Source organism: Janthinobacterium sp. SUN206 (assembly GCF_030587305.1).
In the GTDB taxonomy this organism is placed as follows: Bacteria; Pseudomonadota; Gammaproteobacteria; order Burkholderiales; family Burkholderiaceae_D; genus Janthinobacterium; species Janthinobacterium kumbetense.
Genome location: NZ_JAPWIB010000002.1, coordinates 759,062 through 784,518, shown reverse-complemented (window position 1 = coordinate 784,518; position 25,457 = coordinate 759,062). Strand labels below are relative to the sequence as shown.

The 25,457-nt window shown below is 62.9% G+C and carries 22 protein-coding genes, 1 tRNA gene and 1 other RNA gene; 19 read left to right on the top strand and 5 right to left on the bottom strand.

Annotation, left to right across the window (positions count from 1 at the left end):
- Positions 1-460 precede the first annotated feature (460 nt).
- Both ubiD and ffs read left to right on the top strand, forming a co-directional pair.
- Positions 461-1,945 (top strand): 4-hydroxy-3-polyprenylbenzoate decarboxylase, encoded by a 1,485-nt coding sequence (gene ubiD / locus O3300_RS16430; RefSeq protein ID WP_305053537.1) that lies wholly within the window; start codon positions 461-463, stop codon positions 1,943-1,945.
- A 122-nt stretch (positions 1,946-2,067) separates the two neighbouring features.
- An RNA gene (ffs, locus tag O3300_RS16425) (signal recognition particle sRNA small type) lies at positions 2,068-2,166 on the top strand.
- A gap of 28 nt (positions 2,167-2,194) precedes the next feature.
- Here the strand turns inward: ffs and O3300_RS16420 are convergent.
- A complete protein-coding gene (locus O3300_RS16420; protein WP_161789605.1) occupies positions 2,195-2,347 on the bottom strand; it encodes a hypothetical protein in 153 nt (50 codons plus the stop codon).
- Positions 2,348-2,403: 56 nt separating this feature from the next.
- On the opposite strand from O3300_RS16420, the gene O3300_RS16415 reads away from it, so the two are divergent.
- The 5 genes from O3300_RS16415 to O3300_RS16395 all read left to right on the top strand — a co-directional run bounded on the left by O3300_RS16415 (position 2,404) and on the right by O3300_RS16395 (position 8,169).
- Positions 2,404-4,713, top strand: coding sequence for a DNA polymerase III subunit gamma/tau (locus tag O3300_RS16415; RefSeq protein ID WP_305053536.1), 2,310 nt, complete (start codon positions 2,404-2,406; stop codon positions 4,711-4,713).
- 41 nt (positions 4,714-4,754) lie between these two features.
- Positions 4,755-5,081 carry a YbaB/EbfC family nucleoid-associated protein gene (locus O3300_RS16410; RefSeq protein WP_034759121.1) on the top strand — a complete coding sequence of 109 codons (327 nt, stop codon included), beginning with the start codon at positions 4,755-4,757 and terminating at the stop codon, positions 5,079-5,081.
- 47 nt (positions 5,082-5,128) lie between these two features.
- Positions 5,129-5,719, top strand: coding sequence for a recombination mediator RecR (gene recR, locus O3300_RS16405; RefSeq protein ID WP_034786598.1), 591 nt, complete (start codon positions 5,129-5,131; stop codon positions 5,717-5,719).
- Positions 5,720-5,726: 7 nt separating this feature from the next.
- Complete coding sequence (locus tag O3300_RS16400; RefSeq protein ID WP_305053535.1) at positions 5,727-6,947, top strand: CaiB/BaiF CoA-transferase family protein; 1,221 nt, start codon at positions 5,727-5,729, stop codon at positions 6,945-6,947.
- Positions 6,948-7,035: 88 nt separating this feature from the next.
- Positions 7,036-8,169 carry an esterase-like activity of phytase family protein gene (locus O3300_RS16395; protein ID WP_305053534.1) on the top strand — a complete coding sequence of 378 codons (1,134 nt, stop codon included), beginning with the start codon at positions 7,036-7,038 and terminating at the stop codon, positions 8,167-8,169.
- Here the strand turns inward: O3300_RS16395 and O3300_RS16390 are convergent.
- The 4 genes from O3300_RS16390 to O3300_RS16375 all read right to left on the bottom strand — a co-directional run bounded on the left by O3300_RS16390 (position 8,138) and on the right by O3300_RS16375 (position 15,738).
- Complete coding sequence (locus O3300_RS16390) at positions 8,138-10,297, bottom strand: bifunctional diguanylate cyclase/phosphodiesterase (protein WP_099664956.1); 2,160 nt, start codon at positions 10,295-10,297, stop codon at positions 8,138-8,140. The genes O3300_RS16395 and O3300_RS16390 overlap by 32 nt on opposite strands.
- A gap of 1 nt (position 10,298) precedes the next feature.
- Positions 10,299-13,157 carry a response regulator gene (locus tag O3300_RS16385; RefSeq protein ID WP_099664955.1) on the bottom strand — a complete coding sequence of 953 codons (2,859 nt, stop codon included), beginning with the start codon at positions 13,155-13,157 and terminating at the stop codon, positions 10,299-10,301.
- A gap of 320 nt (positions 13,158-13,477) precedes the next feature.
- Entirely contained in the window at positions 13,478-13,678 is a 201-nt protein-coding gene (locus O3300_RS16380; RefSeq protein ID WP_100876906.1) for a YbdD/YjiX family protein, read from the bottom strand.
- Positions 13,678-15,738: a carbon starvation CstA family protein gene (locus tag O3300_RS16375; RefSeq protein ID WP_251350882.1), complete on the bottom strand. Its 2,061-nt coding sequence runs from the start codon at positions 15,736-15,738 to the stop codon at positions 13,678-13,680. The genes O3300_RS16380 and O3300_RS16375 overlap by 1 nt, the downstream gene beginning before the upstream one ends.
- Positions 15,739-15,979: 241 nt before the next feature.
- Between O3300_RS16375 and O3300_RS16370 the strand changes: the two genes are divergently transcribed.
- The 12 genes from O3300_RS16370 to O3300_RS16315 all read left to right on the top strand — a co-directional run bounded on the left by O3300_RS16370 (position 15,980) and on the right by O3300_RS16315 (position 25,397).
- A complete protein-coding gene (locus tag O3300_RS16370) occupies positions 15,980-17,350 on the top strand; it encodes a cache domain-containing protein (protein ID WP_099664953.1) in 1,371 nt (456 codons plus the stop codon).
- 14 nt (positions 17,351-17,364) lie between these two features.
- Positions 17,365-17,994, top strand: coding sequence for a response regulator transcription factor (locus O3300_RS16365; RefSeq protein WP_099664952.1), 630 nt, complete (start codon positions 17,365-17,367; stop codon positions 17,992-17,994).
- A 302-nt stretch (positions 17,995-18,296) separates the two neighbouring features.
- Positions 18,297-19,385 carry an EAL and HDOD domain-containing protein gene (locus O3300_RS16360; RefSeq protein WP_369812296.1) on the top strand — a complete coding sequence of 363 codons (1,089 nt, stop codon included), beginning with the start codon at positions 18,297-18,299 and terminating at the stop codon, positions 19,383-19,385.
- Between the two features lies 1 nt (position 19,386).
- Positions 19,387-21,432: a bifunctional diguanylate cyclase/phosphodiesterase gene (locus tag O3300_RS16355; RefSeq protein ID WP_305053532.1), complete on the top strand. Its 2,046-nt coding sequence runs from the start codon at positions 19,387-19,389 to the stop codon at positions 21,430-21,432.
- 121 nt (positions 21,433-21,553) lie between these two features.
- Positions 21,554-21,643 (top strand) — tRNA-Ser (locus O3300_RS16350).
- A 309-nt stretch (positions 21,644-21,952) separates the two neighbouring features.
- Complete coding sequence (locus tag O3300_RS16345) at positions 21,953-22,135, top strand: hypothetical protein (protein WP_369812295.1); 183 nt, start codon at positions 21,953-21,955, stop codon at positions 22,133-22,135.
- Entirely contained in the window at positions 22,132-22,338 is a 207-nt protein-coding gene (locus tag O3300_RS16340; RefSeq protein WP_305053531.1) for a hypothetical protein, read from the top strand. Before O3300_RS16345 ends, O3300_RS16340 begins: the two co-directional genes overlap by 4 nt.
- A gap of 464 nt (positions 22,339-22,802) precedes the next feature.
- Positions 22,803-23,219: a PAAR domain-containing protein gene (locus tag O3300_RS16335; RefSeq protein WP_099668180.1), complete on the top strand. Its 417-nt coding sequence runs from the start codon at positions 22,803-22,805 to the stop codon at positions 23,217-23,219.
- Positions 23,216-23,725 carry a DUF4123 domain-containing protein gene (locus O3300_RS16330; RefSeq protein ID WP_099664948.1) on the top strand — a complete coding sequence of 170 codons (510 nt, stop codon included), beginning with the start codon at positions 23,216-23,218 and terminating at the stop codon, positions 23,723-23,725. Before O3300_RS16335 ends, O3300_RS16330 begins: the two co-directional genes overlap by 4 nt.
- Positions 23,709-24,056, top strand: a complete 348-nt coding sequence (locus O3300_RS16325) for a hypothetical protein (protein WP_305053530.1) — start codon at positions 23,709-23,711, stop codon at positions 24,054-24,056. Before O3300_RS16330 ends, O3300_RS16325 begins: the two co-directional genes overlap by 17 nt.
- Positions 24,056-24,655, top strand: a complete 600-nt coding sequence (locus O3300_RS16320) for a Tox-REase-5 domain-containing protein (protein WP_099664946.1) — start codon at positions 24,056-24,058, stop codon at positions 24,653-24,655. The genes O3300_RS16325 and O3300_RS16320 overlap by 1 nt, the downstream gene beginning before the upstream one ends.
- A gap of 4 nt (positions 24,656-24,659) precedes the next feature.
- A complete protein-coding gene (locus tag O3300_RS16315; RefSeq protein WP_099664945.1) occupies positions 24,660-25,397 on the top strand; it encodes an immunity 52 family protein in 738 nt (245 codons plus the stop codon).
- Positions 25,398-25,457 lie beyond the last annotated feature (60 nt).

Here is a 25,457-nt window from a genome sequence, read left to right as displayed (position 1 = left end):
CGTCAACAGGCAGTCCCTCCGCGGTCTCGCGGTGTTGTGGGTACTGCCAATGCCGTGCATCAGAAATATCATCGTTTCCGCCGCGTATGGATGCGTGCGAGAAACGCCGTCATTGCTTGCTTGAGCTGATCGGTCCCGTTTTTGGTATTGGATCAGTCGCAATACAACTTTTACCGGGGGTAAGGCAGACGCCTTTTGAAAACACTCCTTAAAATGTCATGTGGAGCCCCGACTCCGTGAATGAAAGAGAAACGCTAAAATCAAGCTCTGGGCCGGCGTGCTCTTTCAAGTTGGGCGAATTGTAGAAGCCGTTTTATATCAAGTCAATACTAACGAATCGTTTCTTTATTACTTTTATGTCTTACTTTTTGACTTGCATTGTGCCAAAAGCCAATAAAATCAATTACTTGGCATAGATCCTTCAGCAACGGCGTCCGACGTCAAAAAAAATTAAAAACACATGAAATATTCAGATTTGCGAGATTTTATTTCTCAACTGCAACAAATGGGTGAACTTAAGCTCATTTCGACCCCCATTTCACCGATTTTGGAGATGACGGAAGTTTGCGACCGCACCTTGCGCGCAGGCGGACCGGCCTTGCTGTTCAATAACCCGACGGGATACGACATGCCGGTGCTGGGCAATCTGTTCGGCACCACGCGTCGCGTGGCGCTGGGCATGGGCGCGGAAGATGTCAGTGAACTGCGCAAGATCGGCCATGTGCTGGCGCGGCTGAAGGAGCCGGAGCCGCCGAAGGATTTCAAGGACTTGCTGGGCCTCGGTTCCCTGGTGAAATCCGTGTGGGACATGTCGCCGAAGGAGTTGCGCGGCGCGAAGTGCCAGGAAATCGTCTGGGAAGGCAGCGACGTCGACCTGGCGCGCCTGCCGATCCAGCATTGCTGGCCCGGCGACGTCGCTCCCCTGATCACGTGGGGCCTGGTGATCACCAAGGGCCCGAACAAGAAGCGGCAAAACCTGGGCATTTACCGCCAGCAAGTGCTGGGGCGTAATAAAGTCATCATGCGCTGGCTGGCGCACCGGGGCGGGGCGCTGGACTTCCGCGAGCACGCGATCCAGAGCAAGGGCAAGCCGTATCCGATCGCCGTCGCGCTGGGCGCCGATCCCGCTACTATATTAGGGGCCGTCACGCCGGTGCCGGACAGCCTGTCCGAATACCAGTTCGCCGGCTTGCTGCGCGGCAGCCGCACGGAGCTGGTGAAAGCCATCGGCAGCGAGCTGCGCGTGCCCGCGTCCGCCGAAATCGTGCTCGAAGGCCATATCTATCCGGATGAAAACCATCCGAGCGGCTACGAGCACGCGCTGGAAGGGCCGTATGGCGACCACACGGGCTACTATAATGAGCAGGACAGTTTCCCTGTGTTTACCATCGACCGCATCACCATGCGCCGCGACCCGATCTACCACTCCACGTATACAGGCAAACCGCCGGACGAACCGGCCGTGCTGGGTCTGGCCCTGAATGAAGTGTTCGTGCCCCTGCTGCAAAAGCAGTTCAGCGAAATCACCGACTTCTATCTGCCGCCCGAAGGCTGCAGCTACCGCATGGCCGTGGTGCAGATCAAGAAACAGTACGCGGGCCACGCCAAGCGCGTGATGTTCGGCGTGTGGAGCTTCCTGCGCCAGTTCATGTATACCAAGTTCATCGTGGTGGTCGACGAAGACGTGAATATCCGCGACTGGAAAGAGGTCATCTGGGCCATCACGACGCGGGTCGACCCCATCCGCGACACGACCCTGGTCGACAACACGCCCATCGATTACCTGGACTTCGCCTCGCCGGTCAGCGGCCTGGGCAGCAAGATGGGCATCGATGCGACGAATAAATGGCCGGGCGAAACGACGCGCGAATGGGGCACGACGATCGCCATGACGCCGGAAGTGAAGGCGAAGGTGGATGGCATCTGGCAAGAGCTGGGGCTGTAGAACGGCTGGGGTCAGACCCTCAACACCGCTGACGCAATGGTCATTGCCAACTTGACCGGGGGGCTGACCCCGGATTTCAGCTTGCTTCCCCAATCGGGCGCAGGTCGGTTATAATTGTCCCCGGCGGGCCCCTGCGCATCGTGGCATGGCTAACCTGGTCAGGTCGGGAACGAAGCAGCCACGGCTATTAACCATGAGTGCCGCAGATCAGGCTCGCCTCCTTCGGGAATGTTTTATCAGGATCGACAATCAAGCTGCCATGGGCAGCTTTTTTGCTTTTACGGCGCCATTTTCTTGCCGGCCCGCAGCATTGCCGGGCTTGCCGTGTTTTCCATATTTCCAGCTGGCCATGTTATACAATTGCTGCTTTGCCGCGTTTGCCATTTTGAATGGCCCGGCCATGAGGCTTGCGCCCGCCGCGCAGGATCACCCGCAAAATCGCATGGTAAAATCTCAGCATGTCCTATCAAGTCCTCGCCCGTAAATACCGCCCCAAGAATTTCGAGACGCTCGTCGGCCAGGAGCACGTCGTGCGCGCGCTCACGCATGCCTTGCACAGCGGCCGATTGCATCACGCCTACCTGTTCACGGGCACGCGCGGCGTCGGCAAGACGACCCTGTCGCGCATCTTGGCCAAGTCGCTCAATTGCATCGGCCCCGATGGCACGGGCGGCATCACGGCCCAGCCGTGCGGCGTGTGCGAAGCGTGCACGGCGATCGACGCGGGACGCTTTGTCGACTATATAGAGATGGATGCGGCGTCGAACCGCGGCGTCGATGAAATGGCGCAGTTGCTGGAACAAGCCGTGTATGCGCCGAGCAATGCCCGCTTCAAGGTCTATATGATCGATGAGGTGCACATGCTGACGAACCACGCGTTCAATTCCATGCTGAAAACGCTGGAAGAGCCGCCCGAGCACGTCAAATTCATCCTGGCCACGACGGACCCGCAAAAGATACCCGTGACCGTGCTGTCGCGCTGCTTGCAGTTCAATCTCAAGCAGATGCCGCCCGGCCACATCATCAGCCACCTGGACAATATCCTGGGACAGGAAGGCATCGCCTTCGAACAGCCGGCCTTGCGCCTGCTGGCCCAGGGCGCCCACGGTTCCATGCGCGACGCGCTGTCGCTGACGGACCAGGCCATCGCGTATGCGGCCGGCGAAGTCACGTTAGATGCCGTGCAGGGCATGCTGGGCGCGCTCGACCAGTCGTACCTGGTGCGCCTGCTCGACGCGCTGGCGCAGCAGGATGGCGCCGATTTGCTGGCCGTGGCCGACGAAATGGCCTCGCGCAGCCTGTCCTACAACGGCGCCCTGCAGGATCTGGGCACTTTATTGCACCGCATTGCGCTGGCGCAAACCGTGCCGGCCGCCTTGCCGCAAGATTTGCCTGAATACGCGGATATCGTGCGCCTGGCTGGCGCGTTTGACGCGGAAGAAGTGCAGCTGTTTTACCAGATCGCCGTGCATGGCCGCAATGAACTGGGCCTGGCGCCCGATGAGTATGCGGGCTTTACCATGACCCTGCTGCGCATGCTGGCCTTTCGGCCCGGCATAGGCGGCGCCGATGGCGTGCCGGCGGCTCCTGCCGCGGCCACGGGCAACCGTCCCGCCGCCGTGGCCGCCGCGCGCGCCGCGGCAGGCGCATCTGCCCCGGCGGCCCGCGCCGCCACGAACAGCGTGGCCAGCCATGCCGCCGTGACCCCGCCCGCCGTCGTGGCCGCCGCTGCCGCCAGCATGGCGCGCAGCGAAGCGCCGCCGCCGCGCGCGGCTGCTCCGGCACCGGCGCCTGTCGCCGCCCCGGCACCGCCACCAGCGGCGCCGCCGGCGGCTGCTCCGGCCGCAGCTGCCCCGGCCGCATCGGGCGCCCCGATCAGTTCCGCCCGCGCCGCCATCAATGCGGCGCTGGAAGCGGCCCGCGCCGCCTCGAAAGGCCGTCCCGGCAGCGCGCCGTCGGCGCCATCGTCGGCGCCCAAGCCGGCTGCACCCGCACCGGAGCCGGTCGCCGCGGCGCCAGCCCCGGCCGCACCCGTCCAGGCCGCGCCACCGCCGCCGCCCGCCGCCGCGAAAGCGCCTGCGCCGTGGGACGATGCGCCCCCAGTTGCCGTGATGGAAGCACCGGCGGCCGCTGCGGCGCCCGTGCAGCAGGCGCGTCCTGCCGCGCCGCCGCCAGCGCAGCCGGATGACGACTTGCCGCCGTGGGTCACCGAATTTTCCGACGACAGCGCGTCCGCCGCCGTGTCGGCGCCCGCCGCGCCAAGCAGCGAGCAGCCGGCCGTCGTCATGCCGCAGCGCGCCGCCAAGCAAGCCGCGCCCAGCGGGCCGTATGTGATCACGCCCGTGCCGGGCCTGGATTGGGACGGCAACTGGCCGGCCGTGGCCGCCGTGCTGCCCTTGCGCGGCGTGGCCCAGCAGCTGGCCGTGCAGGCCGAGCTGATCGAATGCCTGCACGACGGCCACAGCACCACGTTCCGCCTGCGCGTGCCCATCGACACGTGGCGCAGTCCCGCCAACGTGGAAAAACTGGCGGCCGCACTCACCGAACGCTTCGGCCGCAAGGTCGCGGTCGACACGGAACTGGGCGCCGTCTGGTACACGGCCAGCGCGGAAGCGCAGGCTCACCGCGAGGCGTGCCAGCTGCAAGCGGAAGCAACCATCGCCAGCGATCCCTTCGTGCTCGACATGAAGCGTGTATTCGACGCTTTTGTTGTGCCGGGAACGATTACCCCTGCACCGGCCGGCTCCGCCGCGCCGACCCTGCATTGATGATTAACACACTCACAAACTGAATTGAACGGAGCATTCTCATGATGAAAAATCAACTGGCTGGCCTGATGAAGCAGGCGCAAGCAATGCAAGACAACATGAAAAAGGCCCAGGAACAACTGGCGCTGGTGGAAGTGGAAGGCCAGTCCGGCGCCGGCCTCGTGAAAATCGTCATGACGTGCAAGAACGACGTCAAGCGCGTGTCCATCGACCCGTCGCTGCTGGCTGACGACAAGGACATGCTGGAAGACCTGGTGGCCGCCGCCTTCAACGACGCCGTGCGCAAGGCGGAAGCGACGTCCGCGGAAAAAATGGCAGGCTTGACTGGCGGCATGAACTTGCCAGCCGGCTTCAAAATGCCATTCTGATGCACTGCCGCATGCGCTCGATCTATGGCACGGGGCAAGGTTGATCCATGTCCAAGTCGCTTGAATTCCTGACCGAGGCGCTGCGGCGCCTGCCCGGCGTCGGCCCCAAGTCGGCGCAGCGGATGGCATTTCATTTGTTGCAGCACGATAGGGAAGGCGCGGCCATGCTGTCGCGCGCCCTGTTCCAGGCCGTCGATGCCGTGCATCACTGCGGCCTGTGCAACACCTTTACCGAACACGAAGTGTGCGAGACCTGTCTCGACGAAGAGCGCGACAAGCGCTTGCTGTGCGTGGTGGAAACGCCTGCCGACCAGCTGATGATCGAGCAGACGCTCACCTACAAGGGCCTGTATTTCGTCCTCATGGGGAGATTGTCTCCGCTGGACGGCATCGGCCCGAAAGACATCCACCTGGAAAAATTGCTGAACCGCGCCAACGATGGCGTGGTCGGCGAAGTAGTGCTGGCCACCAATTTCACGAATGAAGGCGAAGCGACGGCCCACTACATCAGCGAAATGCTGAAGGCGCGGGGCTTGCGCGTGAGCCGTCTGGCCCGCGGCGTGCCCGTGGGCGGCGAACTGGAATACGTCGACGCGGGCACGATTGCCCGCGCGATGCTCGACCGCAGGGCAACCTGACTACAACATGACAGACGCTTCCGCATCTTCCGGCCCCCTCCAGGGCATCAAAGTCCTGGAACTGGGCACCCTGATCGCGGGGCCGTTCTGCGCCCGCATGCTGGCCGAATTCGGCGCCGACGTGATCAAGATCGAGTCGCCCGATGGCGGCGACCCCATCCGTACCTGGAGAGTGCTGAAAGACGGCACCTCGCTGTGGTGGTCGGTGCAGGCGCGCAACAAGAAAAGTTTAACGCTGAACCTGAAAACGCCCGAGGGCCGGGCCATCGCGCGCCAGCTGGCCCTGGAAGCGGACATCATCATCGAGAATTACCGCCCCGGCGTGCTGGAAAAGTGGGATCTCGGCTACGAGCAGCTCAAGCAGGTCAAACCGTCCCTCGTCATGGTGCGCCTGTCCGGCTTTGGTCAGACGGGACCGATGAAGGACTTGCCCGGCTTCGGCGCCATCGGCGAATCCATGGGCGGCTTGCGCTATGTGTCCGGCTTTGCCGACCGTCCGCCCGTGCGCGTGGGCGTGTCCATCGGCGACTCCGTGGCGGCCCTGCACGGCGTGATCGGCGCCATGATGGCGCTGCGCCACCGCGACGTGACGGGTGGCCGGGATGGCGGCGAAGGGCAGATGGTCGACGTGGCCCTGTACGAATCCGTGTTCAACCTGATGGAGTCGCTGGTGCCCGAATACGACCAGGCGGGCGTGGTGCGCGAGCGCACGGGCGGTTCCTTGCCCGGCATCGTGCCCTCGAATACCTACACGACGGGCGACGGCGAAAACATCGTCATCGCGGGCAACGGCGACGCCATCTTCAAGCGGCTGATGCTGGCCATGGGCCGCATCGACATGGCGGGCGACCTGCAGCTGGCGCGCAACGACGGCCGGGTGGCGCGCACACAGGAAATCGACGACGCCATCGGCGCCTGGTGCGCCACGCACACGATCGACAGCGCGCTGGCCGTGTTGAAGGCGGCAGACGTACCGGCCGGCAAAATCTACTCGGTGCGCGACATGCTGAGCGACCCGCAATTCCTCGCCCGCGACATGTTCGAACAGCACCATTTCGCCGACGGCACGCCCGTCAAATTGCCCGCCATCAGCCCGAAACTGTCCGCCACGCCGGGCAAGACGCAGTGGCTGGGGCCCACCCTGGGCCAGCACAACGACGAGGTGCTGGCGTCGCTCGGCTATGATGCGGCCGCCATCGCGCGGCTGAAGACCGATGGCGTGGTGTAATTCGCTATTAACCCACAGAATTAAAGCTGGGGTCAGACCCGGCGGGTCTGACCCCGGAAATTGCTTCCCGACTTATTTGATACCGATCATGCCTCCATTGTTCCGTACCGCGCTTGCCCTGGCGTCCGCCGCCATCCTCCTCTCCGCCTGCGCCAGCTTCTCTTACGACGCACCGATCGCGGGCTTGCGCCTGATCGGCGAACAGCGCATCGCCTTGAAATACCCGTTCGAGGGCACGACGGTGGGCGGCCTGTCCGGCATCGATTACGATGCGGCCAATAACAGCTGGGTGATGGAAAGCGATGACCGCTCGGAAATCAATCCGGCCCGCTTCTACCGCGCCGCGCTCGACTACGACAGCCGCGCATTTGCCGGCGTGACCTTCAACAGCGTGCATTTCTTCACGCAGCCCGATGGCAGCCGCTATCCGAACCTGGCCCATGCCAGGCTGGAGCAGGGCGACCAGGTGGCCGACATCGAAACCATCCGCGTCGATCCGCAGGATGGCAGCCTGTGGTACGGCAGCGAAGGCAACCGCAAGGTGGGTTTGCACCCGTTCGTGCGCCACGCCGATAGCGGCGGCCACTACCTGGCCACCTTGCCCACGCCCGCCATGTTCAAGGTGGCGAAGGATGAAACGGGATCGCGCAACAACATGAGCTTTGAAGCGCTGTCGTTTGCCAGCGATGGCAAGAGCTTGTGGCTGGGCATGGAAGCGGCCCTGTACCAGGATGGCCCGCTGGCCACGCCCGATAACGGCTCGGTGGTGCGCATCACGCGCCTGGACCGCGCGGGCACCGTGCTGGGCCAGTACGCGTATCCGATCGAGCCGGTGGCCTCGCGGCCCGCGCCGGGGAAGGAAGCGGACAATGGCGTGTCGGAAATCCTCGCCGTCAACGATCACCAGGTGCTGGTGGTGGAGCGGGCCGGCGTGGAACACGCCGACGGCATCTACACGAATCACGTGCGCATCTACGAAATGGATACGCAGGGCGCCACCGATATCCAGGCCATCCCGGCCCTGGCGGGTGCAAGCTACGTGCCGGCGCGCAAGCGCCTGCTGCTGGACCTGGAAAAGATCGGTTTGCCGCGGGTCGACAATATCGAAGGCATCAGCTGGGGCCCGCGCCTGGAAAACGGCCGCCGCAGCCTGGTGATGATTTCCGACGATAATTTCAACGCCCAGCAAGTCACGCAAATCCTTGCCTTCGAAGTGCTCTAGTTTCCACGCTGGCCAGCTGGCCCCGTTGCCTGGCCAGCATGGCCGTGATCGTGTCGTGCGGCGACGGGTGGCCTAAAAAATATCCCTGCGCCATGTCGCAGCCGTATTCTTCCAGCATCAGCAGCTGCTCGTCCGTTTCCACGCCCTCGGCCACCACCACCATTTTCAAGCCATGCGCCATGGCGATGATGGCGCGTGTGATGGCCGCGTTTTCCGTATCCTGCGGCAAGCCGGCGATAAAGCTCTTGTCGATTTTCAAGGCCCGCACGTCGAAGCGTTTCAGGTAATTCATGGACGAATAGCCCGTGCCGAAGTCGTCGATGGACAGGTACACGCCGATGCCGCGCAATTGCTCCAGGGTCACCATGGTGGCGCGCGCATCGTCCATCAGGGTTCCCTCCGTCAATTCCAGCTCCAGCAGGCGCGCATCGAGGCCCGTGTCGGCCAGGACCGACAGCACGATCTGCATCAGGTTTTCATCCTTGAATTGCTTGGCCGACAGGTTGACGGCCATGCGGATGGCGCGCCCGCCGTCGCTTTGCCACGCCTTGGCCTGGTTGCACGCCGTGCGCAGCACCCATTCGCCGATGGGCACGATCAACCCCGTCTCTTCGGCCAGCGGGATGAATTCCGTGGGCGAGATGATGCCCCGTTCGGGATGGCGCCAGCGCACCAGCGCTTCCACGCCGACGATCTGCGTGCTGGGCACGTCGATCTGCGGCTGGTACAGCAGGTACAGCTCGTTGTTTTGCAAGGCCTTGCGCAGCCCCACTTCCATCTTGACGTGGCTCATGATTTCCATCGTCAGCGAAGAGCTGTACAGCTTGGCGTTGTTCTTGCCGCAGTTCTTCGCGTGGTACATGGCCGTGTCCGCATATTTCAATAGCGAGTTGCAATCCTCGCCATCTTCCGGATACAGCGAGATGCCGATGCTGGCCGTGACGAAAATCTCGTGTCCTTCGATCATGAAGGGCCGGCGCATGGCTTCCTTGACGCGGTGCGCCACGTTGAGCGCGTCTTCTACCCGCTCCAGGTCGGGAATCAGGATCGTGAATTCATCGCCGCCCAGGCGCGCCAGGTTGCTGCCGCCGAAGGTGGTTTCAAACTCGTGTTCGGCGCGCAGCACCAGGTCGCTGGGGCGGATGGTTTCGCGCAGGCGCTCGGACACCACCTTGAGCAAATGGTCGCCCACGTCGTGGCCCAGGGTGTCGTTGATGCGCTTGAAGGCGTCCAGGTCCATGAACAGCACGGCGAATTTCTTGTCGTGCTCTTTCGAGCGCAGCAGTTCGCGCTCCAGGGTTTCCAGGAACGCTTGCCGGTTGGGGATGCCCGTCAGGCTGTCGCAATAGGCGAGGCGGCGGATCTGTTCTTCCGTGCGCTTGCGTTCGCTGATGTCGCGCACCAGGCCCAGCACCTCGTCGGCCCCCGTCGCCACCAGGCGCGCCTCGAAATGGCGCGTGCTGTCTTCGTGCGTGAGCGTGTAGTCGACCGAGCCGATATGCTGCGTGGCCAGCACGGCGTGCGCCTTGTCGAGCAGGCGCGCGGCGATTTCGGGCGGCAGCACGTCGCGGATATGGCTGCCCACGCAGTCGCTGAGGGAAAATCCCGCGCTGGCGTCGTGGCCCTGTTCATAGTCGAGATAAAAGCCTTCGCGGTTCAGGCGAAAGAAGGTGTCGGGGATGGCGGCCAGCACGGCGCGGTTGTGCGCGTCGGCGATGCGCAGGCGGGCGATGGCGTCGCTGGCGCGCAGCACGTACAGCACGCGGTGGCCGAGGATGGGCCAGTTGATGGGCTTGGAAATGAAGTCGGTGGCGCCTACCTCGTAGGCGCGCGTGACGGCTTCCAGCTCGTCGCCGCCCGTGACCATGATGATGGGCACCGTGCCGCCCACTTCCTGGTGGCGGATTTCGCGGCACACGGCAAAGCCGTCCATGGCGGGCATGTCGACGTCGAGCATGACCAGGTCCGGCCCGCTGTGCTTGTAGCTGGCCAGCGCCTGCACGCCGTCCTCGGCCTCGATCACGTCCAGGCCCACCTGCGTGAGCATTTGCCGCATCAGCAAGCGCATCACGGGATCGTCGTCGGCCACCAGCACCAGGCCGCGGGGAGGGGAGAGGGGCGCTGTCATGTCAGTGTTCCTTCACGAGGATGGCGTTCAGCGATTCGCGTACGGCCAGGAAGGCTTGCTGCATCTGCTGCAGCAGGGGAGCCGCGCCCTCGGTGCTGCCGGCGCGGCCCAGTTTTTCCATTTCCTTGCACAGCTGCGCCAGGCCGTCGGCGCCCACGTTGGCGCTGCCCGACTTGAGGCTGTGCGCCACCTTGCGCAGCGCTTCCGCATCCGTTTTCGCGATGGCTTCGCGCATGGCGCCCAGCTGGCGCGGCGTCTCGCCGGTGAACGCGAGGATGACCCGCTCGAGCAGCGCATCGCCATCCGTGCCGGACAGCGCGCGGATGTTTTCCAGCGCCTGCCGGTTCAGCGGCGGGGCCGATGCCGGGGATGCAGGCGCCGGCGGCGTCGCCACGGGCGGCGGCTCGGCAGGCGCCTCCTGCGGCGCTTCGCTGTGGTGCACGGTGGCCGCGCGCGGCAGGGTGATCCAGCGGGCAATCGTGTGGCCCAGGTCTTGCTGCGTAAAAGGTTTACTCAGGTAATCGTCCATGCCGGCCGCCAGGCACGCTTCGCGGTCGCCCTGCAGCGCATTGGCCGTGATGGCGACGATGGGCAGCACGCGCGCGTGGCCGCAGTGCTGTTCATGGCGGCGGATTTCCGCCGTGGCGGCAAAGCCATCCATCACGGGCATCTGGCAATCCATCAGGATCAGGTCGAAATCCTCGGCTTGCGCCGCCTGCAAGGCTTCTTCGCCGTTGCGCGCGCAGACGACATCGAGGCCCAGGCTGTCGAGCATGGCCAGCGCCACTTCCACGTTGACGGGATTGTCCTCGGCCAGCAGCACGCGGCGGCGCTGGCGCCGGCCCACCTGGCGCGCCGTGTGCGGCGGATGGATGCGCAGGCTGTCGCTGGCGCGCGGCGGCGTGACGATGCAGTCGAACAGGTCGCATTCGCGGGCCGGCTTGATCAGCTGGTAGGCCACGCCCGCCTCGCGCCGCTGCACGGGGTCGGCCGCCGCCTGTTCCGTGCTCAGCAGCAAAAGCTTGAGGTCGGCCAGCAGCGGGTCGCTCTTGATGTTGGCGGCCAGGGCCAGGCCGCTGGTGCGCGGCAATTCCATGTCGAGCAGGGCCACGGCATACGGCGTGCCCGCCTGGGCGGCCGCGCGCAGCTTGCCCAGGCAATCGCTGGCCGTGCCGGCGCTGTCGCTGACGATGTGCCAGCTGGCCAGTTGCCGCTCCAGCACGGCGCGCGTGGCGGGTGTGTGGTCGACGATCAAGGCGCGTAACCCTCGCGTGGTTTTCAGGTTGAAGGACGGGTCGTCGCTGTCGACCCGCCGCTTATCGAAATTTACTTCGAACCAGAAGATCGAGCCTTGCGTTAAAGCATTATCAACGCCGATAGTGCCGCCCATCAGCTCCACCAGCTGTTTCGAGATCGTCAGCCCCAGGCCCGTGCCGCCGTGCTTGCGCGTGGTCGAGCCGTCCGCCTGCGAGAACGATTCGAAGATACGCGTCTGCGCCTCGTTCGACACGCCGATGCCCGTGTCGTGCACCTCGAAGCGCAAGCCCACGCTGGGCGCGTCTTCGCTGCACACGGTCACTTTCACCGTGACCTTGCCCGTTTCCGTGAACTTGATGGCGTTGCCCAGCAGATTGACGATGATCTGGCGCAAACGGTTCGGGTCGCCGCAGATGGCGATCGGGATGTCGTAGGCGATGTCGAATTCCAGGCTGATGTTTTTCGCTTCCGCCTGCGGCGCGAACACGTGTTCTATATCGTCGAGCAATTCGCGGAAATTGAAGCGGATGTATTCGACGCTCAGCTTGCCCGCCTCGATCTTGGAAAAGTCGAGGATGTCGTTGATGATCACCAGCAAATTCTGTCCCGAGCGCTGCACCATGCTCGTGTAGTGGCGCTGCTGCGGGCTCAAAGGGCTGGCCAGCAGCAGTTCCGTCATGCCCAGCACGCCATTCATCGGCGTGCGGATTTCATGGCTCATGGTGGCGAGGAAGGCGCTCTTCGCCTGGCTGGCCGCCTCGGCCGCATCCTTGGCCTTTTCCAGCTGCGCCGTGCGCACGCCCACCTGGCGCTCCAGCTGGTCGCGGTAATTGGCCAGGGTGCTGTCGCGGCTGTCGATCTGCGCCAGCATGTCGTTGAAACTGTCGATCAGCACGCCCAGCTCGTCGCTGCGCTGGTGCGCGATGCGGTGGCTGTAGGTCTGGCTGCTCGACACTTTCTGCGCCGTATCGATCAGCTTGGTGATCGGTTCGGCGATCACGCTCTTGAAGCGCCGCGCGAGGAATACGGCGACCAGGAAGGACAGCACGGTGGCGCCGCCGATGGCGCTCACGTGGCGGCCGATGTCGCGCCACATGTGGTTCAGGTCCGCCTCGATCAGCACGGCGCCGATGATCTGTTGCGGCTCGCCCGGCCGGTAGACGGGGCGGTACAGGCGCATGGCGGGCGCCAGGGTCGTGCCCGAACCTTGCGTGACGGGCTGCACGGCCATGTCGGCCAGCAAGGCCGGGTCCATGTCTTCCGGCGCCGGCAGGCCGTCCGCATGCTGCGGCGCGCGGTACAGGGCGAACAGGCGCCCGCCCTTGTCGAACAGGGCTGCCTGGGCCACCTCGTTGCGCGCGGACAAGGCCGCCAGCACCTGTTCCGCCTGCCCCTGCGCCGATTTTCCCGCCAGCAAAGGCACCGCGCCAGCCGCGCCGATCACGCCCGCCAGCGACAGCAGTTGCTTGCCTTCATCATTTTTGTGGCTGAGCACGGACGTCAGCGCAAACGCCACGAACACCAGCAGCAGCGCGCAGCCCGACGACAGTACCGAGATCATGGTCAGCTTCTGGCTGATGCTGGAGCGTTGGAAATTGAACATGCGTCGCTGCTTCCCCGGTCGCCCGTTGACTGTTATTTAATTCCTATTGGAAAAATATAGACGCGAAGACACACCCTGATATTGATGTGGGTCTAATGGACGAAAGGGGAGGGGAACTTATAAGAGGGGAAATGAAAAGGGCGGTCTCACAAGACCGCCCTCAAATTATTGCTGAGCAACAACACCTGACTTAGCCGTAGCGAGCGGAAGGGAGAGGTGGCCGAGAAGCGCAACCGTACTTTGTACGGGGCCGCCGAGGCGGTGAGCATCGCAAGCCGCCTAGCCTATACCGACGCGCAGTAGGCTGGGTCAGGTGTCCGCTAACAGCAACCGCCACGCTTGCCGGCGCCGCCGTAACGCGCTTCCTGCCGTTCGCGGAAAAACTCTTCATACGTCATCATCGGCTCGCCGGGATGGGTCACTTCCCGGTGCGCCACGTAGGTGTCGTACTCGGGCAAGCCGCACATCAGCCGCATGCTTTGCCCCAGATACCGTCCAGCCTTGATGATTTCTTCTATCATCATTGCACCGTGGGCATGGCCTGGAACGGCGTTTCCTTGGTGCTCGGGCGGCTGTCGGCGCGCGCCTTCAGAATCGTGCGGATACCGAAGAACAGCACGCTGACGACGACGATGACGAAGAAGGCGGCCAGGCCGGCGTCCAGGTAGTCGTTGAAGATGATCTGTTGCATCTGCGCCACCGACTTGGCCGGTGCCAGCAGGGTGCCTTCATCCAGGGCCGCCGAGTATTTCCTGGCGTGCGCGAGGAAGCCGACGCGCGGGTTGGCGTCGAAAATCTTTTGCCAGCCCGCCGTCAGGGTGCACAGCAGCAGCCAGATGGTCGGCGTGATCGTCACCCATGCATATTGGCCACGTTTCATCTTGAACAGCACGCAGGTGCCGAGGATCAGCGCGATGGCCGCCAGCATCTGGTTGGCGATGCCGAACAGCGGCCACAGGGTGTTGATGCCGCCCAATGGATCGACCACGCCCTGGTACAGGAAGTAGCCCCAGGCCGCCACGCACAAGCCCGTGGCCAGCAGGTTGGCGATGACGTTTTCCGTCTTTTTCAGGCTAGGCACGAAGCTGCCCAGCAAGTCTTGCAGCATGAAGCGGCCGGCACGCGTGCCCGCATCGACGGCCGTCAGGATGAACAGCGCTTCGAACAGGATGGCGAAGTGGTACCAGAAGGCCATCATGGCCTTGCCGCCGATGGCGCCGGACAGAATCTGCGCCATGCCGACGGCCAGGGTTGGTGCGCCGCCGGCGCGCGAGATGATGCTGTGCTCGCCAACGTCCTTGGCCGTCTGCGTCAGCATGTCCGGCGTGACATAGAAGCCCCATTGCGAGATCGCCTGTGCGGCGGATTCTGCCGTGGTGCCGATCAGGGCGGCCGGGCTGTTCATGGCGAAATAGATGCCTGGCTCGATGGTCGAGGCGGCCACCAGGGCCATGATGGCGACGAACGATTCCATCAGCATGGCGCCATAGCCGATGAAGCGGGCGTGGCTTTCGTTTTCAATCATCTTCGGCGTGGTGCCCGAGGAAATCAGGGCGTGGAAGCCGGACACGGCGCCGCAGGCGATGGTGATGAACAGGAAGGGGAACAGATTGCCCGACCAGACGGGGCCGGAGCCGTCGATGAACTTGGTCATGGCCGGCATTTTCAGGTAAGGCGCGACGACGATGATGCCGATGGCCAGGCCGAGAATCGTGCCGATTTTCAGGAAAGTCGACAGGTAGTCGCGCGGCGCCAGCAGCAGCCACACGGGCAGCACGGAAGCGATGAAGCCGTAGCCGATCAGCATCCATGTCAGTTCCGTGCCCGTGAACGTGAACATCGGACCGAGCACCGCGTGTTCCTGCACGTACTGGCCGCCGATGATGGCCAGCATCAGCAGCACGAAGCCGATGATGGAAATCTCGCCGATGCGGCCCACGCGGATGAAGCGCGAATACACGCCCATGAACAGGGCGATGGGAATCGTCGCCATCACGGTGAAGCTGCCCCATGGGGAACCCGTCAGCGCCTTGACGACGATCAATGCCAGTACGGCCAGGATGATGACCATGATCATGAAGCAGCCCAGGAGCGCAATCATGCCGGGAATTTCGCCCAGTTCAGCCTTGATCAGGTCGCCCAGGGAGCGGCCGTCGCGGCGCATGGAAATGAACAGCACGATGAAATCCTGCACGGCGCCCGCAAACACGACGCCGGCCAGTATCCACAGCATGCCGGGCAGATAGCCCATCTGCGCGGCCAGCACGGGGCCGACCAGCGGACCGGCGCCGGCGATCGCCGCGAAATGGTGGCCGAACAGCACATATTTATTCGTCGGCACATGGTCGAGGCCATCGTTGTGCTTGAAGGCGGGCGTCATGCGGCGCGCGTCCAGGCCCAGCACCTTGTCGGCGATGAACAGGCTGTAGAAACGGTAGGCGATCAGGTAGACGCAGACGGCGGCGATGACGATCCAGATTGCGCTGATCGGTTCGCCGCGTTGCAGGGCGACGACGCCCAGGGACCCGGCGCCTGCCAGCGCAAGCGCTGCCCAGCCGAGCTGTTTGAAAATGCGGTTCATGCTTCCTCCAGAGATTGACGGGCGCTGTGCCGTGCGATGATGTGTGCTGCCGAGCCTGGTCGTTGCCAGTTTGGTATGAATTGGTGTATCTGCAGCTTATGGCGAGTATTCAGGAATCGTATAATTGCCGCAAGCGCACGACTACGCAGTAACGCTCAGTATTACTACGCAGACCGATCGCGCCGCCGCGACGTAAAATCACGCATTCCCACCAGCATCGACGCCGCCGGAGCGCCAGGCCATGAAACTCAGACAGAAAGTCATCTTCCTGGCCCTCACGCCGCTGATCCTCGCCCTGTGCGCCATCGCATTTGCCGTGCGGCACCAGGCCATCACCCTGGCCGAGCAGCAGCGCGCCACCATCCAGCAGGCGTACCTGGCCAGCAAGGAAGCCGAACTCAAGCATTACGTGACCCTGGCCAGCCATTCCATCGCTTCCCTGTACCAGTCGGGGCGCAAGGATGCCGCCACGCAAGAGGAAGCCAAGCGCATCTTGTCCGCCCTCAGCTATGGCGACGATGGCTATTTCTTCATCTATGATTTGCAGGGCAAGTCGCTGATGCATCCGCGCCAGCCCGAACTGGTGGGGCAGAATCTGTGGCAGTTGCGCGACGCCGAGGGCAATCTGACCATCCAGCGCCTGATGCAGCGGGCGAAGGGCGGCGGCGGTTTCGAGCGCTACAACTGGATCAAGCCGTCGAGCAACAAGTCCGCGCCCAAGCTCGGTTATGTGATCCTGATGCCGGAATGGGGCTGGATGATGGGTACCGGTATTTATATGGATGACGTGGACCAGGCGCTGGCCAAGGTCGATGCCCAGCAGTCGCGCAATATCCGCTCGACCATGGAATTGATCGCCGCCATCGCCATCCTCGGCTCCCTGCTGGTGGCCGCCTGCGGCCTGGTGCTGAATTTGCGCGAATTGCGGGTGGCCGACGCCAAGCTGAAAGTGCTGGCGCAGCGCGTGGTCGAGTCGCAGGAAGAGGAGCGGGCGCGGCTGTCGCGCGACTTGCATGACGGCATCAGCCAGTGGCTGGTGTCGATCAAACTGCAGATCGAGGCGGGCATCGCGCGCCTGGCCGGCAATGCCGAACAGAAAGACAAGGCGCCCGCCACGTTCGAGCGGGCCGCCGAGCAGCTGAACAAGGTGCTGGGCGAGGTGCGGCGCATTTCGCACAACCTGCGCCCGGCCATCCTCGACGACCTGGGCCTGGCCGCCGCGCTCGACCACCTGGTGCATGAATTTAACGACAGCAGCAGCGCGCAAGCCAGTTTCACGGCCAGCCCGGCGGCGGCGGGCGAGGGCTTGCCCGACATGGTCAATACCGTGTTGTTCCGCATCGCCCAGGAAGCGCTGACCAATTGCGAGCGCCATGCGCACGCCAGCGGCGTGGAAGTGAGCCTGCACGAGGCGGGCAAGGCGGTGGAATTGCGCATCCAGGATAATGGCGGCGGCTTCGATTTCGACGGCATCGCCCTGCATCCGCAGCGCGGCATCGGCTTGCGCAACATGACGGAGCGCATGGAAGCCATCGGCGGCAGCCTGCACATCACCTCGTCTCCGGCCGGCACCCTGGTGCTGGCGCGGCTCGGCCTTCCATCCACACACTAAATAGATACGCAACCATGACCGAGAAGATCAACATCCTGCTGGTGGACGACCACCCCCTCGTGCGCGACGGCTTGCGCGCGCGCCTGGAAGCGGTGGCGCATTTCGACGTGGTGGCCGAGGCGGGCGGCGCCGACGAGGCGTTGAGCCAGGCGCGCGCACACCAGGTGGACCTCGTGTTGATGGATATCAATATGCGCGGCACGAATGGCATCGAGGCGACGGCGCTGTTCAAGCAGGCGTTTCCGCAGATTGCCGTGCTGATCCTGTCCATGCACGACAAGCTCGAATACGTGTCGCAAGCGATCGCCGCCGGCGCGCGCGGCTATGTGCTCAAAGATGCCCCTGGGAAAGATATCGTCTTCGCCATCGAGACGGTGATGTCCGGCGGCATTTATTACAGCGCCGCGCTGGCGCGGCAGCTGTCGCGTCCGCAAGTGCATGATTCCTTCCTCACCACGCGCGAGCAGCAAGTGCTGCAGCATATCGCGGCGGGCCAGTCGAACAAGCAGATCGCCCGCGACCTCGACCTGAGCGTGCGCACGGTGGAGACGCACCGGCTGAACATCAAGCGCAAGCTCGGTATCGAAGGGCAGGCCGAATTGATCAAATATGCGGTCGAGCACGCGCATGGCGGCAGCGCCTGAGCAGGCGTGCGCGGTGCCGTGGTTTTGTCAAACCCGCATGACAGGCGGGTCTCCCGGTGGAATGTTTTTTTTGAATATTTATTGCCAAAATTAAACTGTTTCGTGGGTGAGATTCGGATAGAATGATTCTCGCTGTCGAAATGGCATCCCTGTCGGGCCAGGGTTGCCAATGCTGGTCAGTTTATTTACTATGGCGCCCTACCCACACTGAGATACCGATGTCAGCGTCTGAATCAAACCTGTTTCCGTTGGTGGGATTACAAGCAGTTGCCAATGCTCATAACGAGTGGGTCGCTGTCACCTTGCATGTACCGCAGGCCTCGACGGCGCCGCTGCTGGCAGCGCTGGCCGCCGCCGATGCGTATGCCTTCCTGGCGCCGCTCGACTGCATCATTCCCCTGGCCGACCCGCATGACGTGGACGAGGCCGTGCTGGCGCAACTGGCGCCGCAACGCACCATCTTCCGTTTGCCGGCCCATCTTGCCGGCGACAAGCACATCCAGAAAAAATGCCAGCAATGGCGCGATGCCGGCTATCGCCTCATTCTCGATGGCGCCGAAGCCGGTCCCGTGACGGCGGCGCAAGTCGACGCGCGCGCGCTGAGCTTTGACGCGTCCGGCGCCCGTCCGGCCCTGCACCAGTTGCTGCCCCTGGCGGGGCCGCACCTGGCCTACAACATCGCCGACGCGGGGCAGTTTGCCGCCTTGCAAGAACTTGGCGTCAGCTGGTTTGCCGGCGATTACGCGCTGCACCATGCGCGCCAGCAAAGCGAGCCGGAAGACGCCACGTCGCGGCGCCGTTTGCTGGCGCTGCTGGGCTTGCTGGCCCGCGATGCCGACGCGCACGAGCTGGAAGTGCCGCTCAAGCAAGATCCATCGCTCAGCTATCATTTATTAAAACTGGTCAATTCAGCCGCCTTCGGTTTCACGGCGCCGATTACCAGCTTCAGCCAGGCCATCACGTTGCTGGGCCGGCGCCAGCTGCAGCGCTGGCTGCAACTGCTGCTGTATGCGCGGCAACAGGACGATGGCAAGATCCACGCGCTGCTGCCGCTGGCGGCCGTGCGCGCGGCGCAGATGGAAGCGCTGTGCCAGCTGCGCGGCGGCGACCGCGACGCGCAAGACCTGGCCTTCATGGCGGGCGTGTTCTCGCTGCTCGACGTCCTGCTGGGCATGCCGATGGAAGAGATCATCGCCACCCTGAACCTGGCGCCGGAAGTGAGCGCCGCCTTGCTCGAACGCAAGGGCGAGCTGGGCACCTTGCTGGCGCTGGTCGAAAGCGCCACGCCGCCGCCCGAGGGCTTGCGCCGCGCCGGCATCGATGGAGAAACCTATTGGCGCAGCCTGCTGCAGGCCTACCAATGGGCCATCCAGGTCAGCCGGAACCTCTAGCATGACCCTGTTTCCGGTGTCGGATTTCCTCGGTGACAGCGCCGCCCTGTGCGACGCCGTCGTGCGCTTGCGCGGCCCCGCACTGGTGGCAGAGCTGGGCCGCATCGCCAGCGCCGTGATGGCCAGCCCGCACGGCCAGTTCCTGCCCGCGGCCAGCCTGGACGCCGCTGCGCCGCCCGCGCCGTTTCCCCGCGATACGCCCGCCTTGCTGCAGGAAATCAGTTTTGATGGCCACTGTTTCGGCCATTACAGCGTGGCCGGACGCAGCCTGTACAGCGACGCCGACCGCCGCCACCTGGCCAGCCTGGCATCCTTGACGGCGGGCGTCTTGCAAGTGCATTCGCTGGCGCAACGTTCCACGCACGCCTATGCGCAAGTCGAAGCCTTGCTGGCGCAGCAGACGCAAATCCTCGACCAGTTGCACGAATCCGTGCTGACGATGGACTTGACGGGCTACATCACCAGCTGGAACAAGGGCGCCGAGCGCCTGTTCGGCTACACCTCGGTGGAAGCCGTGGGGCGCAACATCCTGTTCCTGTACGACGATGAAGACACGGGTTTCCACGACGCCTTCCTGGAGCAGGGAGGACGCCTGATGGAGGTGCGTCGCCGAAAGAAGTCAGGCGAGATCTTCTGGGCCAGCCTGTCCTTGTCGCCGCTGCAAGACCTGGACGACAAGCCCATCGGACTCATCGCCTACCTGACGGACATCACGGAGCGCAAGCTGGCCGAAGAGCGCTTGCACCACCTGGCGTATTACGACCCGCTGACCAGCCTGCCCAACCGCACCTTGCTGGCCAAGCTGGTCGACCAGGCCCTCTCCGTGGCGCAGCGCAGCAAGATGCTCGGCTGCGTGCTGTTCATCGACCTGAACCGCTTTAAACTGATCAACGACACCCTGGGCCGGCGCATCGGCGACGAACTGCTGCGGCAAGTCTCGCTGCGTTTCCGCCATGCCTTGCGCGACCAGGACCTGGTGGCGCGCTTGGGCGGCGACGAGTTCGCCGTCGGCCTGTTCGACATCGGCCAGCATTTCGAGGCCAGCATGGTGGCGCAAAAGCTGTTGGGCTCGCTGGTGGAACCGTTCCTGATCGAAGGCCACGACCTGCGCGTGGGCGCCAGCATCGGCATCAGCGTGTATCCGCAGGACGGGCAGGATGCGGAAACCCTGCTGCGCCTGGCCGATATCGCCATGTACCGCGCCAAGCAGGACAGCGGCGGAGAAGGGGAAAGCGTGGCTTTCTACAGCCAGGACATGAACCTGGGCATGCAGGCGCGCATGCGCCTGGAAACAGGCTTGCGCCAGGCTTTGTCCGAGCAGCAACTGCTGCTGCACTACCAGCCGAAATACGCGCTGGGCAGCGGCCGCATCATCGGCGCCGAAGCCCTGGTGCGCTGGCACCACCCGCAGCATGGCATGATCCCGCCGGCCGAATTCATCCCCCTGGCCGAATCGACGGGCCTGGTCGTGCAAGTGGGTGAATGGGTGCTGGAAGCGGCCTGCGCCCAGGCGCAGGCATGGAAACTGGCCGGCCTGCCGCCGATCCGCCTGGCCGTGAACGTCTCCGCCCGCGAATTCACGGCAGCCTTGCCCGCAAGGGTGGCGGCGACCCTGGCCCGCTATGGCCTGGAAGCGGCCTGGCTGGAGCTGGAAATCACGGAAAGCACCCTGATGCACAACATCGAGCGCGTGATCGGCATCATGGACCGCATCACGGCCCTGGGCGTGGCCCTGTCGCTGGACGACTTCGGCACCGGCTATTCAAGCTTGTCCTATTTGAAACGCTTCCCCATCGACACCCTGAAGATCGACCGGTCTTTTACCACCGGCATCCCCACCGACGCAAGCGACTGCGCCATCGCCAGCACCATCATCAGCATCGCCCAGCAGTTGCACCACAAGGTGATCGCGGAAGGCGTGGAAACGACGGAACAGCTGGCTTTCCTGAAGAGTTCTGGCTGCGACGAGGTGCAGGGCTACCTGTTCTCGCGCCCGCTGCCGGCAGCGGAGTTCGAGAAGGCGCTGCGGGAAAACTGGGGCGTGTAGGCATTCCGTTGGCGTACCGGCGCAGCTCACTGACCCCAGAGGCCGCTTTGGGGCTTAAATGCGCCCCACCGACTACTCGCCATTGGTAAGCCACGGACCTTTATGTATAATGCTGCCATCTGGAAGCGTGGCCGAGTGGTTGAAGGCACCAGTCTTGAAAACTGGCGACGGGTTAAACTGTTCGTGAGTTCGAATCTCACCGCTTCCGCCAGGAAATAAAGAAACCGCCTTCGGGCGGTTTTTTATTGCCTGACGGAAACGAGCAGGGCGCCTGCGCGCCCTGCGTGTGAGATTCGAAGGGCTGGGCCTACCGGCCCAGCCCGCCCCGAATCCTCCACCTGCTGCCGCTGCGCGGCAGCTCCGCGCGCCGAGGGCGCGCGTTTGTGGTTCTAATTAGGTCTTCAACTGAGCCAGCTTCCCCAGCACCCAATGCATCAGTCCGTGTTCGAATAGCCGACCTGACCCTCTTGCCTCGACGACCAACTGGCCGCGCACCGCGCACCGTGCGCCGCAGCAGCTCATGGGCATCCTGCCGAACAATGCCGGCGGCTTCGGCGCCGTGGAACCGGCCGCGCGCGTCTTCGCGCGCAATGAACTGGTGCCGCTGCAGGCGCAGTTCGAAGCGATCAACGAGTGGGCTGGCGTGGAAGTGGTGCGCTTCGCCCCGTATGGCCTGGGCCTGGGCAAGGAGGGCGCAGCATGAGCGACCACATCGACAAGATCATCTTTGCCGAAGTGGCGCGCGTCCTGGCCGCTGTATGCGGCCGGCCCTCCCTGGTGACGCACGGCTGCTGCCATTACTGCGACGAGCCGCTGGCGCCCGCGCTGCTATTCTGCGATGCGGACTGCCGCGACGACTACGATAAGGAGCAGGCGGCCAAGGCACGCGCCGGCCGCCCAGGATGAGCGCTACGCCGCGATAGCTGGCGGGGCAGGGCCGCGACAGCCCAGCCGCGCCGGAGAGTCCTAGCCACTCCACAGGCCGCCCATGAGGCGGCTTTTTCACGTTCCGACGAAAGATGTTGCGCCAGAAGCAAGACCCCCCCCCCGTTTCGGCCCGGCGCGCGCAGTTGTCCCCCCTCCACACCTGCCCGCTAGTTAGGGGGCTTTTGACTCAAATGTGCGCCATGGCCGAAGGCGCATGAGGACTGGCGTGGCGGGGCGAAGAGGGGGAGTGCGATTTGACGCACTTTGAGCAGTTTTTCGTGCGGTGCGGCGTTCGAGTAGATATCGGCTTTAACGCGCTGAATCATTGAGCTTCGATTCGCGAGCCAGTTCTATGAGTTTTGAATCGTGCTTATCAGGCATATTTAAAAAGTATGCTATAAATGCAACTTATCGCGTGGCGGCATCCCATACAGGAGCATCATTTGAACAGACCCCTCATCGTCTTGGGCGACAAGACCAGTCACGGCGGCACAGTCATCAGCGCCGATCTCACCGTCGATATCAACGGCAAGTATGTCGCGCGCGTGGGTGACATGACAGTGTGTCCCAAGTGTAAGGGGGCTTTCGCCATCAAGTCAGGTCCGAGCGACCTGGTGGATGGCAGCGGCAACGGCTATGCGCGTCACATGGATATGACCGCTTGCGGTGCGAAACTGATTTCCGGCCAAATAACCACGAGCTGGTCGGACGAATCGTCAATGGGCGACCCGGCAGCCGAAGACAAGATCGCAGCTCTGGAGGCCACGCCTCAGATCGCGGCCGTCACATCGTCGGGCATCTGTCTTGATTGCCTGCTCAAGGCTGCCCACGTTGGCAGTCCCGTGGTGATCCGCGAATGACGATGCTTGACGTCAGAATTCGGTGGGAACAGCGACGCGACGCGATGCCCGAGCTACACTTATACGCCTTGGTGGATGGTGCTCAGTACCAAACCCAACGCAACAAGCGGCTACTGGCCGGCACCGGACTTTTTCCCCTATTCAGAGGCACCCCGGACGCTGCGCTCAGGCATGCCGGGCCTTGGCTGGTCGATGTGGCCAGCGTGGCGGAGTCTTTTGTCGAAGAGCTGACTGCGCTTGAGCGCGATACTCCTTCTCTGTCTTGGCTGATCTCGCCACAAGACTTGGATGGACTCGCGCAACTGTTGCAACTGAGGCTGGAGGTGCGCCTGCCGGATGGTCGTAGCGCCTTGCTGCGTTTTTGGGACCCACGCGTCTTGGCCAACCTTGCTCAGACGCTCGATGCCGGGCAGCGGGAGGAATTTTTCAGCCATATTTACGAGTGGCACCTGCTGCACAACGGGCAGCGTGTTTGGGTCGGGAGGCAACATGCTGACGCTCACTGAGGAACAGTGGCAGGCCCTGCAGCAAGGCGAAGCCCGCCAGTTCGTCTCAATGGTATGCGATGAGTTCCTTGCTAACCGGCCTGACATGCTTGTACAGCCCGGCCGGGAGGCCGTTCTGGCACGTATGCAGAATGCGCATGACTATGCTGCCCGTGTGGGTTTCACCAGTACACCGCACATTATGCGATTGATGTACCTGTCTGCTGATGCCGTACGCATTCATGATGACCCGTTGGTCAATGACTATCTATGTAAACGCGGCGCGACTCCGGAGCAGCGCCTAGATGAAATCGATGCAATTATGCGCAACAAATTACAGGGAATGAACTGATGCCAGCAATTTTCATTCCTGTCGTCATTCCTGTCGTTGAGGCCGTTGCAGTGCGTGTACTGGCTGCACTCGGTGTCGGCCTCGCCGCCGGCGCTGCGGGCGAAGCGGCGCTTGAGCAGGCACGCAAACGCCAGGAAGAGGCCGATAAGGCTAAATCAGGCGCGATTGCGCGCACGGAGGCCACAACGAAAGAAAAAGAAAAGTGCAAAGAGTGCCCGCCGGACCGTGGTGCTCTTATGCCTGTCAATCACCACATGTCGCAAAACTCGATGGAGTATCAGGCCAGAATAACGGGATTTCCTACAGGCATGGAATGGTTATTTGAAGGAAAAGACTTCGACGGCTTTAAATCTGGCATGTGCTTGTTGCAAGAGGCAAAAGCAGAATACGATCAGTTTTTTAATAGAGAAGGTGAGTTTCTATACCCCTTTCAAGAAAAAATTTTCGTTGACATGGGGAAACAGGCCCTGGCCCAATCAATAATCGTAGGCAGAAACAAACCGGCCGCATTAACGTATTACTTCCAAACCGCGATGGCTTGCAGATATATGAAGCCAAAGTTACTCAGTTTGGGAATATCCGTCCTTCACATTCCATAATATTATGACCATAATAAAAGCCGCATTCAAAAAACTGACACCCGGCACATCGTTAGCCTTCCGGTCCAATGTCGAACAGATTGGGCCTATCGTCCGATTTCTGCAAAAAACTGATCCCCTGGGAAAACAGTGGTTCCTGATGGGGGATACCGAAGAGGAGTCGCTTCGATACCCAGCTTTCGACGCCCTGGGAGAACTCACCCCTGCAGCCGAGGCGGTACTCGAAACAGAGTTTAAAGGCGACAATATTCGTTATTTTGCTGCATGGAATGGAGAACTTAAGCAAGGCGATGGAGCGACTATTACTTTTCAGTTTCACGATGAGGACTGGCCTGCCTGGAGCCTTGAGATTAATTATCAAGGCGAAGGTATTCAACGTCTTGGGGGGCTTGATGGCGTGATAGAGCTTCTCTCAATGATTGCCGGTAGTCTTCAACCTAGCATCATCAATGTCGCACGCTATCAGTATTTTGAGAAGCAGGTATTCCAGGATCGGCCTGGCGTAGGCTGGATGCTCTACCTTCCGCGCGTGCTGGCGGTCCAGCAAGTGCCAGAGGCCCGCGCGCTTGTGCCTGTGATGATCACGGACGAGAAGGATAACGATAAACAAATCGGCACCATCATTGTCAGTGTCACCGACGTGCCGTTCTCGGACGAGAACCCTGAGCACGTCAAGATAGCCAACGCCATCGAAATCCGTTTGGTCGATCAAGACTTACTACCTCCTTTCGCGGACCACTAAGCGCTGGCTGTACAGACCACACTTGCACAAAAAAACGTTTCCGCATCGTCCGTGTGGGGC